The 16328-nt window shown below is 60.6% G+C and carries 16 protein-coding genes; 11 read left to right on the top strand and 5 right to left on the bottom strand.

The window, feature by feature from the left end; genetic code table 11:
* Positions 1–145 precede the first annotated feature (145 nt).
* The 10 genes from purU to minE all read left to right on the top strand — a co-directional run bounded on the left by purU (position 146) and on the right by minE (position 9144).
* Positions 146–1030, top strand: a complete 885-nt coding sequence (purU, locus tag ACM5SV_RS05160; RefSeq protein WP_017996905.1) for a formyltetrahydrofolate deformylase — start codon at positions 146–148, stop codon at positions 1028–1030.
* A gap of 149 nt (positions 1031–1179) precedes the next feature.
* Positions 1180–2313, top strand: coding sequence for an aminomethyltransferase family protein (locus ACM5SV_RS05155; RefSeq protein ID WP_419425104.1), 1134 nt, complete (start codon positions 1180–1182; stop codon positions 2311–2313).
* Between the two features lie 11 nt (positions 2314–2324).
* Positions 2325–2930, top strand: a complete 606-nt coding sequence (locus ACM5SV_RS05150) for a dimethylamine monooxygenase subunit DmmA family protein (RefSeq protein WP_128408093.1) — start codon at positions 2325–2327, stop codon at positions 2928–2930.
* Positions 2927–3892 carry a PDR/VanB family oxidoreductase gene (locus tag ACM5SV_RS05145; protein WP_017996907.1) on the top strand — a complete coding sequence of 322 codons (966 nt, stop codon included), beginning with the start codon at positions 2927–2929 and terminating at the stop codon, positions 3890–3892. Before ACM5SV_RS05150 ends, ACM5SV_RS05145 begins: the two co-directional genes overlap by 4 nt.
* Positions 3893–3923: 31 nt before the next feature.
* A complete protein-coding gene (locus ACM5SV_RS05140) occupies positions 3924–4964 on the top strand; it encodes a heme-dependent oxidative N-demethylase family protein (protein WP_012763169.1) in 1041 nt (346 codons plus the stop codon).
* 40 nt (positions 4965–5004) lie between these two features.
* Positions 5005–6342 carry an NAD(P)-binding domain-containing protein gene (locus ACM5SV_RS05135; RefSeq protein WP_012763170.1) on the top strand — a complete coding sequence of 446 codons (1338 nt, stop codon included), beginning with the start codon at positions 5005–5007 and terminating at the stop codon, positions 6340–6342.
* A 112-nt stretch (positions 6343–6454) separates the two neighbouring features.
* The gene (locus ACM5SV_RS05130; protein WP_012763171.1) at positions 6455–7057 is read left to right on the top strand and encodes a PAS domain-containing protein; all 603 of its coding nucleotides are present in this window, start codon (positions 6455–6457) and stop codon (positions 7055–7057) included.
* A 209-nt stretch (positions 7058–7266) separates the two neighbouring features.
* Entirely contained in the window at positions 7267–7986 is a 720-nt protein-coding gene (gene minC / locus ACM5SV_RS05125; RefSeq protein ID WP_012763172.1) for a septum site-determining protein MinC, read from the top strand.
* Between the two features lie 85 nt (positions 7987–8071).
* Complete coding sequence (gene minD / locus ACM5SV_RS05120) at positions 8072–8887, top strand: septum site-determining protein MinD (RefSeq protein ID WP_025397600.1); 816 nt, start codon at positions 8072–8074, stop codon at positions 8885–8887.
* Positions 8884–9144, top strand: a complete 261-nt coding sequence (gene minE, locus ACM5SV_RS05115) for a cell division topological specificity factor MinE (RefSeq protein WP_003574994.1) — start codon at positions 8884–8886, stop codon at positions 9142–9144. Before minD ends, minE begins: the two co-directional genes overlap by 4 nt.
* A 41-nt stretch (positions 9145–9185) precedes the next feature.
* Here the strand turns inward: minE and ACM5SV_RS05110 are convergent, their stop codons facing one another.
* The 4 genes from ACM5SV_RS05110 to ACM5SV_RS05095 form a co-directional block, all read right to left on the bottom strand.
* Entirely contained in the window at positions 9186–9566 is a 381-nt protein-coding gene (locus ACM5SV_RS05110) for a DUF6481 family protein (protein ID WP_012763173.1), read from the bottom strand.
* A gap of 135 nt (positions 9567–9701) precedes the next feature.
* Positions 9702–9926 (bottom strand): hypothetical protein, encoded by a 225-nt coding sequence (locus ACM5SV_RS05105; RefSeq protein ID WP_012763174.1) that lies wholly within the window; start codon positions 9924–9926, stop codon positions 9702–9704.
* 128 nt (positions 9927–10054) lie between these two features.
* Positions 10055–10264, bottom strand: coding sequence for a cold-shock protein (locus tag ACM5SV_RS05100; protein WP_003548109.1), 210 nt, complete (start codon positions 10262–10264; stop codon positions 10055–10057).
* A 281-nt stretch (positions 10265–10545) separates the two neighbouring features.
* Positions 10546–12915 carry a DUF1989 domain-containing protein gene (locus tag ACM5SV_RS05095; protein WP_221969666.1) on the bottom strand — a complete coding sequence of 790 codons (2370 nt, stop codon included), beginning with the start codon at positions 12913–12915 and terminating at the stop codon, positions 10546–10548.
* 251 nt (positions 12916–13166) lie between these two features.
* On the opposite strand from ACM5SV_RS05095, the gene ACM5SV_RS05090 reads away from it, so the two are divergent.
* Entirely contained in the window at positions 13167–14951 is a 1785-nt protein-coding gene (locus tag ACM5SV_RS05090) for an APC family permease (RefSeq protein ID WP_012763176.1), read from the top strand.
* Positions 14952–15108: 157 nt separating this feature from the next.
* Here ACM5SV_RS05090 and ACM5SV_RS05085 read toward each other — a convergent pair whose 3' ends face one another.
* Positions 15109–16140 carry an aldo/keto reductase gene (locus ACM5SV_RS05085; protein ID WP_221990751.1) on the bottom strand — a complete coding sequence of 344 codons (1032 nt, stop codon included), beginning with the start codon at positions 16138–16140 and terminating at the stop codon, positions 15109–15111.
* Positions 16141–16328: the final 188 nt, after the last annotated feature.

Genomic DNA, 16328 nt, shown 5'->3' with positions numbered 1-16328 from the left:
TCCGGCGTGGTTGCAGTGCCGCGTGTATTTCAGACGCCAAAACGACGCTAACACTTTGAATTGCTGCGTAATTATCAAGTCGAACCCGATTTAAGGAATTATGCAGTAGGCCATCTGCGCTCGGGATAGCGAAGGAAGAAACAGCATGAAGAGTTTCGTACTCACCGTATCCTGCAAGTCGACGCGCGGCATCGTCGCGGCGATTTCGAGCTATCTGGCCGACAAAGGCTGCAACATCATCGACAGTTCGCAGTTCGACGATCTCGACACCGGCAAGTTCTTCATGCGCGTCAGCTTCATTTCGGAGGAGGGGCTTTCGGGCGCCGATATCGACACCGGTTTTGCGACCGTCGCCGCTCCTTTCGAAATGGATTACGATTTTCACGACAGCGAGAAGCGCATGAAGGTGCTCTTGATGGTGTCGCGCTTCGGCCATTGTCTGAACGACCTGCTTTACCGCTGGAAGATCGGCGCCCTGCCGATCGATATCGTTGGCGTGGTCTCCAACCATTTCGACTACCAGAAGGTCGTGGTCAACCATGACATCCCCTTCCACCATATTCCGGTCACCAAGGCCAACAAGGTGCAGGCCGAGGGCCATATCATGGACGTGGTCGAGCAGACCGGCACCGAGCTGATCGTGCTCGCCCGCTACATGCAGATCCTGTCGGACGAGATGTGCCAGAAGATGTCCGGGAAGATCATCAATATCCACCACTCCTTCCTGCCAAGCTTCAAGGGCGCCAACCCTTACAAACAGGCCTATCAACGCGGCGTGAAGCTGATCGGGGCGACGGCCCATTACGTCACCGCCGATCTCGACGAAGGCCCGATCATCGAGCAGGACACGGCGCGCATCACCCATGCGCAGTCGCCCGACGACTATGTCTCGATCGGCCGCGACGTCGAAAGCCAGGTGCTGGCGCGCGCCATCCACGCCCATATCCATCACCGCACCTTCATCAACGGCAACCGCACCGTGGTCTTCCCGGCCAGCCCCGGAAGTTACGCGTCGGAGCGGATGGGCTGAGAGATGATTGGCGTCATCGCACCCATCGCGCCACAGCGCCTATGCCATCAAAGTTTGGGAAATGCATGCCGGGCGGGCTTGCCACGACGCGAAAGACTTATATAGTCAGGAAATAAATATTCCGTAGAGGAAATAAGAGGGAACGGACAATGGCTTTATCATGGCGTTTCTCCGTCTTGGCGGATCGGCATCGCGCACTGGGATCGAAGCTCGAGGACTGGAGCGGTATGGGCACCGCCTGGACCTATGACAAGGATATGTCGGAGGAGCATGTCGCCGTCCGTACCAAGGCCGGCATCATGGATGTCTCGGGCCTGAAGAAGGTGCACCTGGTCGGCCCGCACGCCATCGCCGTGCTCGACTCCATCACCAGCCGCGACCTGACGAAGATCTACCCCGGCCGGTCGGTCTATGCGACGATGCTGAACGAGCGCGGCCACTTCACCGACGACTGCATCGTCTATCGCACCGGCCCGAATTCCTGGATGCTGGTGCATGGCTCCGGCTCCGGCCACGAGGAACTCGTCAAGCAGGCCGCGGGCCGCAATTGCGCCGTGCTCTTCGATGACGACCTGCACGACCTGTCGCTGCAGGGACCGCTCGCGGTCGACTATCTGGCCAAATATGTGCCCGGCATTCGCGATCTCAAATACTTCCACCACATGCAGACGACGCTGTTCGGCGCGCCGGTGATGATCTCGCGTACCGGTTATACCGGCGAGCGCGGCTACGAGATCTTCGTGCGCGGCCAGGACGCCGTCATGGTCTGGGACCGGATCGTCGAGGAAGGCAAGCCGATGGGCATCATCCCCTGCTGCTTCTCCGTTCTCGACATGCTGCGGGTCGAAAGCTACCTGCTCTTCTACCCTTACGACAATTCGCAGATGTATCCCTTCGCCGATCAGCCGCCCGGCGATAGCCTCTGGGAACTCGGCCTCGACTTCACCGTCAGCCCCGGCAAGACGGGCTTCCGTGGCGCCGAGGAGCATGCCCGCCTCAAGGGCAAGGAACGCTTCAAGATCTTCGGCATGCTGATCGATGCCGACGGACCGGCCGATCTCGGTGACGAAGTCTTTGCCGACGGCAAAAAGGTCGGTGTCATTACCTGCCCGAGCTATTCCTCACTGACGAAGAAATCCATGGCAATTGCCCGTCTCGACGTTGACAAGGCGGTGCATGGGACGAAACTCGAAGTCCACGGCAAGACCGTGAAGGCAGGCGCCACCGCCCACACGCTTCCTTTCGACGATCCGGAGAAGAAGAAGAGGATTGCCGTAGGTTAAGGAGCACGCAAATGCTCGTTGCAGGCATCAAAAGCCGACCAGTCTACACGGGCCTGACCATCCAGCCCAATGCCCGGCGGCACATTTTCGCGCTCGAAGGGGAGGGCGCCAGGGCTCTGCTCGATCAGCAGCCGGCGCTTGACGAAACGGCTCTTGCCCGCAGCGAGATCCTCTATGTCGCCCGCGGCTCGCAAGGATCCGGCTTGGACGAGACGCTGCGCCACCTCGGCGCCGACATGTTCTTCACGGCCCCGACGATCGCAACGCTGCTCTTCCGATTGAAGGGTTCGCTTGCCACTGCTCACATGGGCACGCGGCTTTATCTGTCGGGCACGGAAGGCTTCATCGGCCAGGCAATGCTCGTGGCGCTCGATTACGGCATGGACCATGCCTCCGTCATCACCGAGCATCGCGGCTCGCTGGCACGGCGGGTGCAATGCGTCCATTGCAAGGGCATTACCGACGACGTCACCACCAGCCCGTTTGCCTGCAGCCATTGCGGGCTGCCGCTTCTGGTGCGCGATCACTATTCGCGCCGGCTCGCCGCCTTCCAGGGCGTCAATATCGATGCGGAAGAACCGGGCAGCGCGCCTGACCCCGAGGAGTTGTTCCTTTGAGCGGTGGTACTGAAATTCCTGTCCGCGTGGTGCGGATCACTCCGATTGCCGAGCGCGTCAAGCGCTTCCGTTTCGAGCGCCTTGACGGCAAGCCGATGCCTTATTTCTCCGGCGGCGCCCACGTCATCGTCTTGATGAACGATGGCGGCCATATGCGCCGCAACGCCTATTCGCTGATGTCGCCGCCGCATGATTGCGCAGCCTACGAGATCAGCGTGCTGCACGTCGAGAATTCGCGCGGCGGCTCTACCTTCATGCATGAGAAGGTCAGCGAAGGCGACGAGCTCAAGGTCAGTTATCCTGTCAACCTCTTCCAGCCGGACTGGCGCGGGCGCAAGCATCTTCTGATCGCCGGTGGCATCGGCATTACCCCCTTCATCGCAATGATGGAGCAGTTTTCCCGCGAGGGCGCCAATTTCGAGCTGCATTATGCCATCCGCACGCGCGACCGCGGCGCCTATTGGCAGCATCTCGTCGAGCGCTATGGCGGACATCGCATCAAGATCTATTGCGATGCCGAAGGCGGCGCCATGCCGCTGACGCGCCTGCTCGGCACCCAGCCGCTCGGCACGCATCTTTATGTCTGCGGCCCGTCAGGGATGATCGACGGCGTGCTGAAGTCGGGACTGGACGCCGGCTGGCCGGAACAGAACCTGCATTCGGAACGGTTCCTGTCGTCTCTACCAGGCAAGCCCTTCGCGATCGAGCTCCTGCGGTCCGGCAAGACCGTGAAGGTCGGCCATCACGAAAGCATGCTGGAGGCAATCGAGGCAGCGGGCGTCGATGCGCCCTTCCTCTGTCGCGGCGGCGCCTGCGGTCAATGCGAGACCGGGGTCGTCACCTGCGACGGCAAGCTGCTGCACCATGACGTTTATCTGACGAACGAAGAAAAAGCATCCGGCCGCAAGGTGATGATCTGCGTTTCCCGCTTCGAGGGAAACACGCTGCATCTTGATCTCTAGCGGCATCGGAAGCGGAACAAGGAGACCGGACATGGCAATCGTCTTCAAGCAGGAAACCTTCCGGAACGATTTCAGCTATCGGAATAGCCCCGAGAATATCCGGCGTTTCCCGTTTCCCTTTGACCGCGACGAATACATGTATTCGGTCAATATGGAGCCGCATGTCCACGGCCGGGCGGGAACCGTCTACGAAAGCTTGATCGACGTCGACGAGCATTATGTCGCCGAGATGCACGACCGGGCGCTGGTGCTGAAGGAAGATCCGCTACGCTATCAGGCGCTGCCGCACATGATGAGCGCGCAATGGGATACGCTCGAACTTTTGATGGAAGAGCAGGCGGCAGGGTACCCCGACCATTTCACGCTGATCCGCAACGGTGACCAGTGGCGTTGGATCAACCGCCCACTCGGCATCGACGACAGCTTCACCTTTGGCGATGCCTCGACGCTGCCCTATGAGCCCTTCGAATATATCACCCGCCAGGCCCAGGGCGATTTCTGCATCGTCGACCAGCGCGACAGCAATCTCTGGATGGATGCCGGCATGGTGACGACGCAAGCCGACTGGTCGCTCGATTTCGACATCGGCATGAATTTCATGGAATGGCATGGGCCGGTGCCGCTCGCCCACCAGATCGGCGTCTTCGACCGAGCGCTGAAATTCCTGTTGAACCTGCAGCAGGGCAAGCCGACACGGCGCTTCAACTGGACGATGACGATCAATCCGCGGCTCGACACCAGCCCGGAGAATTATCACAAATGGGGTCCTGACCGCACCACGGTGACACCTGATAATGTCGGCGAGAAGGTGCATCTGCGCGTCGAGCTGCAGAGCCTTTGGCGCCTGCCACGCTCGAACGCCATCCTTTTCGTCATCCGCTGCTACCTGATGAACATGGAAGAGCTCGTGACCGTGCCGAAATGGGCGCGACGCTTTCCGCGCGTGCTGAAGACACTGCCGCCGGAGCTCATCGACTACAAAGGCCTCACCCGCTTCCGCGAGACGACGATCGACTGGTTTTCCAAGTATGACGATGGGGCGCCGACCAGCCCCGGCATCTATCCGGACTGACACGCAGGACAATGCGATATAATCAAGAGGGGAATGCTTCATGACAAGAGTAGCCGTCATTGGTGCCGGTCCTTCCGGACTGGCGCAGCTGCGCGCCTTTCAATCGGCCGCCCAAAAGGGCGCCGAGATCCCGGAGATCGTCTGCTTCGAAAAACAGTCGGACTGGGGCGGGCTCTGGAACTATACCTGGCGCACCGGCCTCGACGAATATGGCGAGCCGGTCCACGGCAGCATGTATCGTTACCTTTGGTCGAACGGACCGAAGGAATGCCTTGAATTCGCTGACTATTCCTTCGAGGAGCACTTCGGCAAGCCGATCGCCTCCTATCCGCCGCGCGCCGTGCTCTGGGACTACATCAAGGGCCGCGTCGAGAAGGCGAACGTCCGCCACTGGGTGCGCTTCAGCACGCCGGTACGCATGGTCCGCTTCGACGATCAGACGAAGAAGTTCACGGTGACGGCGCATAACCGCGTCGAGGACCGGATGTATGACGAGGAATTCGACTATGTCGTCGTGGCATCAGGTCATTTCTCGACGCCGAACGTGCCCTATTTCGAAGGCGTGAAGACCTTCAACGGCCGCGTGCTGCATGCCCACGACTTCCGTGACGCGCTGGAGTTCAAGGGCAAGGACATCCTGCTCGTCGGACGCAGCTATTCGGCCGAGGACATCGGCTCGCAATGCTGGAAATACGGCGCGAAATCGGTGACGACGAGCTATCGCTCGAAGCCGATGGGCTTCAAATGGCCAGAGAATTTCGAGGAGCGGCCATTGCTGATCAAGCTCGAAAACCGCACCGCACATTTCCTCGACGGCTCGACCAAGGAGGTCGATGCGGTGATCCTCTGCACCGGATACCAGCACCACTTCCCATTCCTGCCCGACGAACTCCGGCTGAAGACCGCCAACCGCCTCTGGGCTGACAGCCTCTACAAGGGGGTGATCTTCGACAAGAACCCGCAGCTTTTCTATATCGGCATGCAGGACCAGTTCTATACCTTCAACATGTTCGACGTGCAGGCCTGGTGGGCACGCGACGTGATGATGGGCCGCATCACGCTGCCGCCGGAAGAGGAGCTGAAAGCCAATTTCGACATGTGGCGCGCCCGCGAGGAAACACTCGAGGATGCCGAGCAGATGATCTGGTATCAGGGCGACTATGTGAAGGAACTGCTTGCCGAAACCGATTATCCCTCCTTCGACATCGAGGGCACCAACCAGACCTTCATGGAGTGGGAACATCACAAGGCTCACAACATCATGGGCTTTCGCGATCATGCCTACCGATCGCTGATGACCGGCAACATGTCGCCGACGCACCACACCCCCTGGGTCGAGGCGCTCGACGATTCCATGGAGGAATATCTACGCAACTGATGAGGCGGGCCTGCATTGCCGGAGGAGGGTGTTCGTGCACTCTCCTCCGGCATATTGTGAGCCGCGCCTTTGAGCGAGACGATTGCAACTCTTCTCTTCGGATTCGGCCTTCATGGATTTTCAAACGAGCATTCTCGGGCGCATGAGCGGTTTTCTCTACCGCTGCCGAGCCGATGAAAACTACACGATGCTTGAGATGACCAACGGCATCGAGCGCATCTTCGGTTATCCCGTCGATGAAATCGTCGGCAACCGCACGCGAACCTTCACCTCGATCATGTACGAGGAAGACGTGCCTTTGATGGATGAGATCGTCGGACGGGCGCTGGAGAAGCGCACGGACTGGACGATGGAGTATCGCATCCGCCACGCCATGGGGCATCTCATCTGGGTCACCGAGACAGGCGGCGGTATCTGGAACGAGAAGGGCGAGCTTCTCTATCTCGAAGGCAGCATCATCAACATCGAATCGCTCTATCAGCGAATCGATGAACAGACCTCCGGCATGCGCGTCACCGCCTCGAAGACCAATGAGATCCTGCAATCGCTGCGTTACCTGAAGCTGCTCGCCGTCAATGCCGGCATCGAGGCCGCCCGCGCCGGCACGGCCGGATCGGGCTTTGCCGTGCTGGCCGCAGAAATGCGCACGCTCGCCAACTCCTCGGAAGAGGCCGCACGCGCCATTTCCAACGCACAACGCAAGGCGGAAGGCTGAGCTTTACCCAAGCAGCGGCAGATTTGCGGCTCAAGTCGAAAGCCGCAATATTAACCGGGCAGCGCTTCCGCAGATTGCAACGCTTTTCCAATGGCTTGCGGTAATTCTGCGCTTAAAGAATCTCAGGTGATTGTCGGTGAAATTAAGGCCGTGTTAACTTTTTGTTAACCATAGCAGCGGTAGACATGGTCAACGATTTCTTCACATAGATGACCAAAGTGCTAACAGACGCTCGCTCTATCCGCATCAAGGGCCGCTCTTTCCTCGCGGTCATGCTGTCTCCGGATCTTCCCATCGATGATTGGTTGATCCGGCTGGACGATTTGGCCGCGCGTTCGGCCGGCTTCTTCCTCGGACGGCCTGTCGTGCTCGATCTGACGGACCTGCAAATCGACCGGCCACAGCTGAAGGACCTGATTGCCGAACTTGCCAAGCGCAATGTCAGCATCATGGGCATCGAGGGCGCGCGGCCTTCGATCCTCGGATCCGGCATGCCGCCGGCACTCAAAGGCGGTCGGTCGGTCTCCGACATCGAAGTTCAGGCAAAGGAGCCTGCCGATCTACCCGGCAAACCGGCAGCGGCGGAGGCCCGCCCGGCCATGCAATCGATCGTCATCCGGGAACCGGTGCGCTCGGGGCAATCGGTGATCTTTCCGGAAGGCGACGTCACCGTCATCGGATCGGTCGCCTCGGGTGCCGAGGTCATCGCCGGCGGGTCCGTCCATATCTATGGCGCCTTGCGTGGCCGAGCCATGGCGGGATCCATCGGAAACGCATCGGCGCGGATCTTTTGCCGCAAGCTCGAGGCCGAGCTGGTTGCAATCGACGGCATCTACAAAATGGCGGAAGACATGGCCGCCAATCTTCGCGGACAGGCTGTTCAGCTCTGGCTCGAAGACGACGCGATCATGGCAGAGAAACTGATCTGACGGCAGCGCCGCGCCTCTCTTCGAGAGCCGCACAGCACGCTTTAACACTTTGAATTACTGGGGCCACGGCAAAGGAGAGACAATGATGGGGAAAGTGATCGTCGTCACGTCAGGCAAGGGCGGGGTTGGCAAGACAACCTCGACCGCCGCATTGGGAGCGGCGCTGGCGCAACGCAATGAGAAGGTCGTCGTCGTCGATTTCGACGTGGGCTTACGCAATCTCGACCTCGTCATGGGCGCCGAGCGCCGGGTCGTCTATGACCTGATCAATGTCATCCAGGGCGACGCCAAGCTTACCCAGGCGCTGATCCGCGACAAGCGGCTGGAAACGCTGTTCCTGCTGCCGGCCTCGCAGACGCGTGACAAGGACAATCTGACGGCCGAGGGCGTCGAGCGCGTCATCAACGACCTGAAGCGCTATTTCGACTGGATCATCTGCGACAGCCCCGCCGGCATCGAGCGCGGCGCAACGCTTGCCATGCGCCACGCCGATGTGGCCGTGGTCGTCACCAATCCTGAGGTCTCTTCGGTGCGCGATTCGGATCGCATCATCGGCCTGCTCGATGCCAAGACCGCCAAGGCCGAACGCGGCGAGCGGATGGAAAAGCACCTGCTGCTCACCCGCTATGACGCCAACCGCGCCGAACGCGGCGACATGCTCAAGGTCGACGACGTCCTGGAGATCCTGTCCATCCCGCTGCTCGGCATCATACCCGAAAGCATGGATGTTCTGCGGGCATCCAATATCGGGGCGCCGGTCACGCTGGCAGACAGCCGCAGCGCGGCTGCGATGGCCTATTTCGATGCCGCTCGTCGGCTCGCCGGCGAAGTTGTGCCGATCGCCATCCCAGAGGAAAAGAGGAACATTTTCGGCAAGATCTTCGGACGGAGGGCAGCATGAATATTTTCCGTCTATTCAACAAGCAGAGAACCGCACCGGCCGCCCGCGAACGGCTGCAGGTCCTTCTCGCTCATGAACGTTCCTCGGCGGGGTCGGACCTGGTCTCCCTGCTGCGCGAGGAAATCCTGGCGGTGATCGCAAAGCATGTGCAGCTCGACCACGACAAGGTGCAGGTGACGATCGATCGCAACGAATACGTCTCGACCCTTGAGATCGACGTCGAAATCCCGCTGAACGCAGCCGTTCAGGCTGCTTGAAAGAGAGCGCTGCCTGTTGCGACAACAGGCGGCGCTGACGATCAGGACTTCCTGGCTTTGCGATTGGCGTAACGCAGGTCGCGTTCGGCCTTTCGGGCGGCTTCGTCGGCAATCACGCGGGCGATCCGCTCTTTATCAGCTGCTTCGCGCGCGTCGGCATCGGCGCGTGCTGCGGCCTCGGCGGCAGCCTGACGTTCGGCCTCGGCGGCCTGAGCCCGCTCCAGTTCCTCGAGCTTGACCCGTTCTCGCTGAGCGCGACGTTCTTCCCTGGCCGCGGCAATGGCTTGACGCTCCGCCTGCTTTGCCAGCCTTGTCGGTTCGGCTGAATCCTTGGCGCTACGATACGCATTGAGGAGAGCCGCCTTGGCTTCGGCAGCGGCGCTGCGGCGATCGGAAAGCTCGTTGTTTTTGGCGTTTTTCAAATCTGTTTCCTGACTGTTTGACTTCGACCCTACGGCGCCGCACGTCTTAAGACGCGCAAAGGGCGCTGTAATACCTTGAACTGCTGCATCGCTTTATCCTGAAATCGGACCGATTTAAGGAATTATGCCGTTGGGTCAGATTTTCTTTTTTCGCTTCGCGCTGGGAGCAGTACCCCCTGTCAAGCGATCCTGCAATTCCTTGGCTTCACGCGCTTCGCGTAACCGCAAGGTTTTTTCCTCGCGGGCACGTATGGTCGAATCGATCTCTTCGACCGCGCGGCTTCGCGCCAGGAACTGCGATTGCGCGTTTCCGAAGGCAATCTCCGCCTGCTTGCGTGATTTGCTGTGTGACTCTGTCATATCAATCCTGGATTTATCAGCCCGCTGGCGGAACGCAGCAAAAAGGCCAGGCAACTTGCCTGACCTTGATAGTATCATACTTTCAACTGTGCCGGTACATCCGCGGTCAAAGGAAAGCAGATTTCAGTTTAAGCGGCTTGGAGATTGCAAGCGGACATTTTGCCCGACTTGTTATCGCGCTCAAGCTCGTAGCCGATCTTCTGGCCTTCGACGATTTCGCGCATTCCAGCACGCTCGACGGCAGAGATGTGGACGAAGGCGTCAGCGCCGCCGTCATCAGGCTGAATGAAGCCGAAGCCCTTGGTGGAATTGAACCATTTAACTGTGCCAGTGGTCATAACAAACCCTTTCATAGCAATTGACGACCGCACGTGCGAAAGCACGACGGATGATGATCTCGATTTTGAAGAGGGAAGTTCGTCCAGGGCACGTTGCCAGCGTGCGATAACAAAAGTCAAACAAGCAATATCGACCACCGAGATATAATCATCGAAGCCGGATATGTCAACTTTTAGTTTTTTTGAGCCGCCAAATCGCCATAAGATTGCATCTCGCCGGTCGTGCGCGTCAACGACAGTATCAACAACCGATCGCCGTTTCCCGACCTCCAAAGCAGGCGTTACGAGCGCGGCAGCGTCTTCTGCGGATCGTAATGCGAAAGCGGCACGATCGTCGCCGGCAGGCGCTTCTGGTGGCCGTCGAGCTTGCCGACCTCGACCTCGGTGCCCGGGTTTGCATGCATCACATCGATGCGGGCGAGCGCGATCGTCTTGCCGAGGACCGGCGAGCGCGTGGCGCTGGTGACGACGCCCACCTGCGCCCGGCCGATATGAATGCAATCGCCATGGCCGACGGCCTCGTTGGACTTGATGTCGAGGCCGACGAGCAGATGGCGCGGATGCTCCTTGCGCCGGATCAGCGCCTCGCGGCCGATGAAATCGTCCTGTTTGGATTTCAGCGGCACCGTGAAGCCGATCCCGGCCTCGAACGGATCGGTCTGGTCGGTGAATTCGTGATGGGCGAAGATCAGGCCCGCCTCGATGCGGACCATGTCCAGCGCTTCCAATCCCATCGGCTTCAACCCGTGCGGCTGGCCGGCCTCCCAGACGGCGTCGAACACCGTCAGCGCATCCTTCGGATGGCAGAAGATCTCGTAGCCGAGTTCGCCGGTGTAACCGGTGCGCGAGACGACGATCGGCGCACCCTCGAAGCCGCCGATGCGGCCGACGGTGAAGCGGAACCATTCGAGTTCGCCGATCGTCGGCTGGCGCGGCGCCGTCCAGATGATCTCCTTCAGGATATCGCGGCTCTTCGGCCCCTGCAGGGCGATATTGTGCATCTGGTCGGTCGAAGAGCGGACCCAGGCCTTGAAGCCCTTCTTCTCCGCCTGCTGGCGCAGCCATATGCCGCTGAAATCATCGCCGCCGATCCAGCGGAAGTTCTTGTCGCCGAGCCGGAACAGGGTGCCGTCATCGATCATGCCGCCGTTTTCGTAGCACATGGCGGAATAGACGACCTGGCCGGTCGACAGTTTGCGCACGTCGCGCGTCAGGCAATATTGCAGCAGTTCCTCGGCATCCGGCCCCGTCACCTCGAATTTCCGCAAGGGCGAGAGATCGATGACGGCGGCGCGCTCGCGGCAGGCCCAGTATTCCTCGACCGGCCCTTCGCTGGAAAAGCGGTTCGGCAGCCAGTAGCCGCGATATTCGGTGTAGTCGCGTGTCAAGGCGGAGAGGCGGGGATGGAAGGCGGTTTCGCGCGTCAGTTCGGCGTCGGCATCTGGGGTCATGCGATAGGCCACCGCTCGTGAGAATTTCTCTTTTCCGGAAAAGGTGCGGACGTGGATATCCGTCGGATCCCAGCCGTTCGCAGCGTCGATATCGTCAGGGCAGGACGAGGAGACGCAGACGAGATCGGTCAGCGCCCGCATCAGCACATAATCGCCGGGACGCGACCAGGGCTCGTCGAGATAGAGCTGGTTATTGTGGTCGATATTGGTGTTGTAGAAATAGTTCAGCGCTTCCCAGCCCTTGCGGCCGGCAATGCCGTAAGGCGCCAGCACCGCATTGAAATTGTCCGTGCAGTTGACGTGGCCGGGATAACCCATGTCGTCATAGTAGCGCGAATTGCAGGCGGTCGCGAAAGCGTCGTGACGGCCGACCGTATCCTGGACGATTTCGACCAGCGGCTCGAAGTCGCGGTCGAAGGCCTTCGAAGGGAGACCCGGCATCGGATAGCTGCGGCCGAGCAGCGTGCGGGTGACGGTGGAATCAAGCGCCAGGTCGAGACCCTTGTCGACCTTGCGGGCGGCAAAAGCCTGGAAATCGGTGCACTGGCGTCCATAGACGTCGATGATCTGGATGAATTCGCCGGCACGCACGAAATAGGCCGCCGCGGTCGCCGCCCGGATGCGAATATCCTCGACCGGATCGGCGGCCGGTTCAGGCAAAGCGGAGGCATAATCGCGGATCAGCAGGCTGCGCTTGATCCTGATCTCGATCGGCGTCGCTGTATCCTGCGCCTCCGGCGACATGGCGCTGGCCGGTGCTGCGACGATCAGCAGGCCCTTCATGGAAATCGTGAATTCCGCCCTGCTGCCCGGGGTCGATCCCGACCCGAAAATGCTGAGCGCGCCGGCCTTTGCAAGATCGGCGCCGCGACGCTGAAGCGCTGCACGCGTGCGGGCAGCACCCTCATCTTCCGCTTGAAGAATGGCCTTCAAACCATCGGCTGAATTGCTGAATGCCGTTCCGAGACCGGCCGCCAGGAACCGCCCTTTCTCGTCGAGGAAGGAGATTTCGCAGACCTGTCCGCCCTCGCTGTCGATGACGATGACGCCATCGCCCGGCTCGACGCGCACAACGACCGATCCGCCGCCCTTTGCCCTGTAGCGCTCGGTTCCTTCCGGCAAGGTGGAAATGCCGGGATAGTGCACGAGGCTCGGAGCGGCCGGCCGCAGGCCCGTCGTAGCAGGATGAAGTTCTCGCATACTGCCCTCATGGGAGGATCGGGCGTCCTCGGACACCCACCCATGCAGGTTACAAAATGCCCCGGGAAAGTAAAGTGATGTTGACTAAAAAGAAAATATCTTCACTATGCATAAAGAGTTGAGACTCGGGGAAATCCGTCGGGAACACGGATCGTCAAAATCATCCGAGCGGGCTTGAGACCGTCAGGGAGACACGTTCAGGGAGACGTACAAAGATACGTCCGGAACAAATAGAATGGGGAATTTCACCGATGACAGACGTTGTGGAGGCCGGGATTGTATCCGGCACCGAAGGTAAGCTTGTACGTGCGCTCGACTGGAAGGGCGCATTCTGGGTGGCTGCGGGCGTGCCGCCGCTCGTTCTTTTCTCCATTGGCGGCATCGCTGGCACGACGGGCAAGCTCGCCTTCGTCGTCTGGATCATCTCGATGGTGATGGGTTTTCTGCAATCCTTCACCTATGCCGAAATCGCCGGCATGTTCGCCAACAAATCCGGCGGCGCTTCGGTCTATGGCGCCACCGCCTGGCTGCGTTATTCGAAATTCATCGCGCCGCTCTCCGTCTGGTGCAACTGGTTTGCCTGGTCGCCGGTGCTGTCGCTCGGCTGCGCCATCGCCGCCGGTTACATCCTCAACGCATTCTACCCGATTCCTGCAGCGGATTCGCAAATGGTCCTCGACTGGATCTCAGCGCATGCCGCTTCCATCACGGCCGACAGCCCCCGCGTCGCCGAATATATCGCAGCCCATACCGGCACCACGCCGGATGACGCCGTCAAGGCATTGCTCGGCACCGACGGTATCGCAGCGCTGACGCCGGCGATCCGCAGCTGGTCGCTCTTGAGCTTCAACATTCCCTTCCTCGCCACCGCCAATATCAACGCCACCTTCTTCATCGGCGGCATGCTGATGCTGATCATCTTCGCGATTCAGCATCGCGGCATTTCGGAAACGGCAAGCGTGCAGAAGTGGCTGGCAATCATCGTGCTGGTGCCGCTGCTCATCATCGGCCTCTATCCGATCGTCAGCGGTCAGATCCTCGCCACCAACGTCACCGGCCTCGTGCCGCCGACGGCGGCCTATGCCGCTGCCGACGGCACCTGGAGCAATGGTGGCTGGACGCTGTTCCTCGGCGGCCTTTATATCGCCGCCTGGTCGACCTACGGCTTCGAGACGGCCGTCTGCTACACCCGCGAACTCAAGAACCCGAAGACCGACACCTTCAAGGCGATCTTCTATTCCGGCCTTGCCTGCTGCCTGTTTTTCTTCCTCGTGCCCTTCGCCTTCCAGGGCGTTCTCGGCCATGCAGGCATGCTGGCCCCCGGCATCGTCGACGGCACAGGTGTTGCCGAAGCGCTCGGCGGCCTGATCGGCGCCGGCCGGATCGTCACTCAATTGCTCGTCGTACTGATGATCATGGCACTCTTCCTCGCCATCATGACCGCGATGGCCGGCTCCTCGCGCACGCTCTACCAGGGTTCGAAGGACGGCTGGCTGCCGAAATATCTCGACCACGTCAACGAACACGGCGCGCCGACCAGGGCGATGTGGACCGATTTCGCCTTCAATCTCTTCCTGCTGGCGATCGCCTCGGATGTCGGCGGCTACTTCTTCGTGCTCGCCGTCTCGAATGTCGGCTACATCATCTTCAACTTCCTGAACCTCAATTCCGGCTGGATTCACCGGATGGATTCCGGCCATATCGAACGCCCCTGGAAGGCGCCGACCTGGTTGATCGGCCTTAACACCGTGCTGGCCTTCGTCAACGCGCTGTTTCTCGGCGCCGGCGCCAAGGTCTGGGGTTATTCCAATGCGCTCTGGGTTGGCTTCATCTTCGCCGCCCTGATCCTGCCGGTCTTCGCCTATCGCCACTATGTGCGCGACGGCGGCAAGTTCCCGGCAGGCGCCATGGAGGATCTCGGCCTGGTCGGCCAGGATCTCGGCGTTAAGAAAGCCGGCATGCTGCCTTATCTCGCACTCGCCGGCGGCCTGGCGATCGTCCTGATCGCCAACGTGATCTTCCAGCTTCCGGCCTAAAATCGCCTCCCAAGCAGACAGGCCGTCAAGCCGCCATGGAAACATGGCGGCTTTTTCATGGAAGCGGGCGTCGCCTGATCGTCTCGCCGCCATCGACTGGCATCCTGTCCGCCTCGGCGAGAAGCGGACAGGGTTCGTTCGGAGGCGGAAGGAGGGCTCAGCGCCCACCCTCGATCTTGCGATGGCGCTGGTTGATGCCGCCCTTGCCGTAGGGATAGTCGAACGGCTGAGGCGCGCTCACCTCGTTCAGTCTTGCCATCTCGTCGTCGGAGAGTTTGAGCTTCATGGCGCCGAGATTGTCGGCGAGCTGTTCCGGTGTGCGGGCGCCGAGGATCACGGAGGTGATCGCCGGCTGCGCCGCTGTCCAGGCGAGCGCCACCTGCGCCATGCTGACACCATGCACCTTGGCGATCTCTTCGACGACGCCGATGATCGCCCAGGTTCTCTCCAGCGCATTGCGCGGCGCATAGGATTCGCCGCCGCGATTGGGGTTTTCACCGAGGCGGGTGGCGCCGGTCGGCATCTCGTCGCGCTTGTACTTGCCGGTCAGCCAGCCGCCGCCGAGCGGTGACCACGGCAACAGACCCATGCCGGCATCCTGGCAGGCCGCGACGATCTCGAGTTCGATGTCGCGCACCAGCAGGTTATATTGCGGCTGCAGCGTCACCGGACGGGTATAACCGCGCGCCTTGGCGATCTCCGAGGCCTTGGCAATGTGCCAGCCGACATAATTGGAGAAGCCGTAATAGCCGATCTTGCCGGAGGATACCGCATCATCGAGGAAACGCAGCGTCTCTTCGATCGGCGTCAGCGCGTCCCAGGCATGCATCTGGTAGAGGTCGATCTGCTCGAGGTCGAGGCGGCGGAGCGAATCGTCGAGCGCCTGGCTAAGATGCCGACGCGACAGGCCGATATCATTGGGTCCGTTGCCCATCGGAAAGCGTCCCTTGGTGGCGACGATCGCCTGGCGGGCCTCGGTCGGTCGGGCCTTCAGCCAGCGTCCGATGATCTCTTCCGACTTGCCGGCGCTGTAGACATCGGCGGTATCGATGAAATTGCCGCCCCAGGCGAAATAATCGTCGAGCAGCTTGTGCGAGGCGGCCTCGTCGGCCTCCGCGCCAAAGGTCATGGTGCCGAGGCAATAGGCAGTGACGACGGTCCCGCTGGGACCGAGCTTGCGATAGTCCATTTCTTCCTCCTCATGCGGATACCCGCAGCCGACGTGCAAACGTCGGGGTAGAAGCCGGGGCTCCTGCAATCAATGACAATGACAATATTGTGCTTGAGGCGGCCGCTTGCCGCCGGATGACGTATAGCGCCCTGGGCTGGGAACTCAGGGGCGAGGGCAGCATAACCAATCCCGCCCGCGCGACCAAG

This window comes from Rhizobium sp. CRRU65, from assembly GCF_048551595.1.
Taxonomy (GTDB): domain Bacteria; phylum Pseudomonadota; class Alphaproteobacteria; order Rhizobiales; family Rhizobiaceae; genus Rhizobium; species Rhizobium leguminosarum_J.
This window is presented reverse-complemented; position numbering and strand designations above follow the sequence as displayed.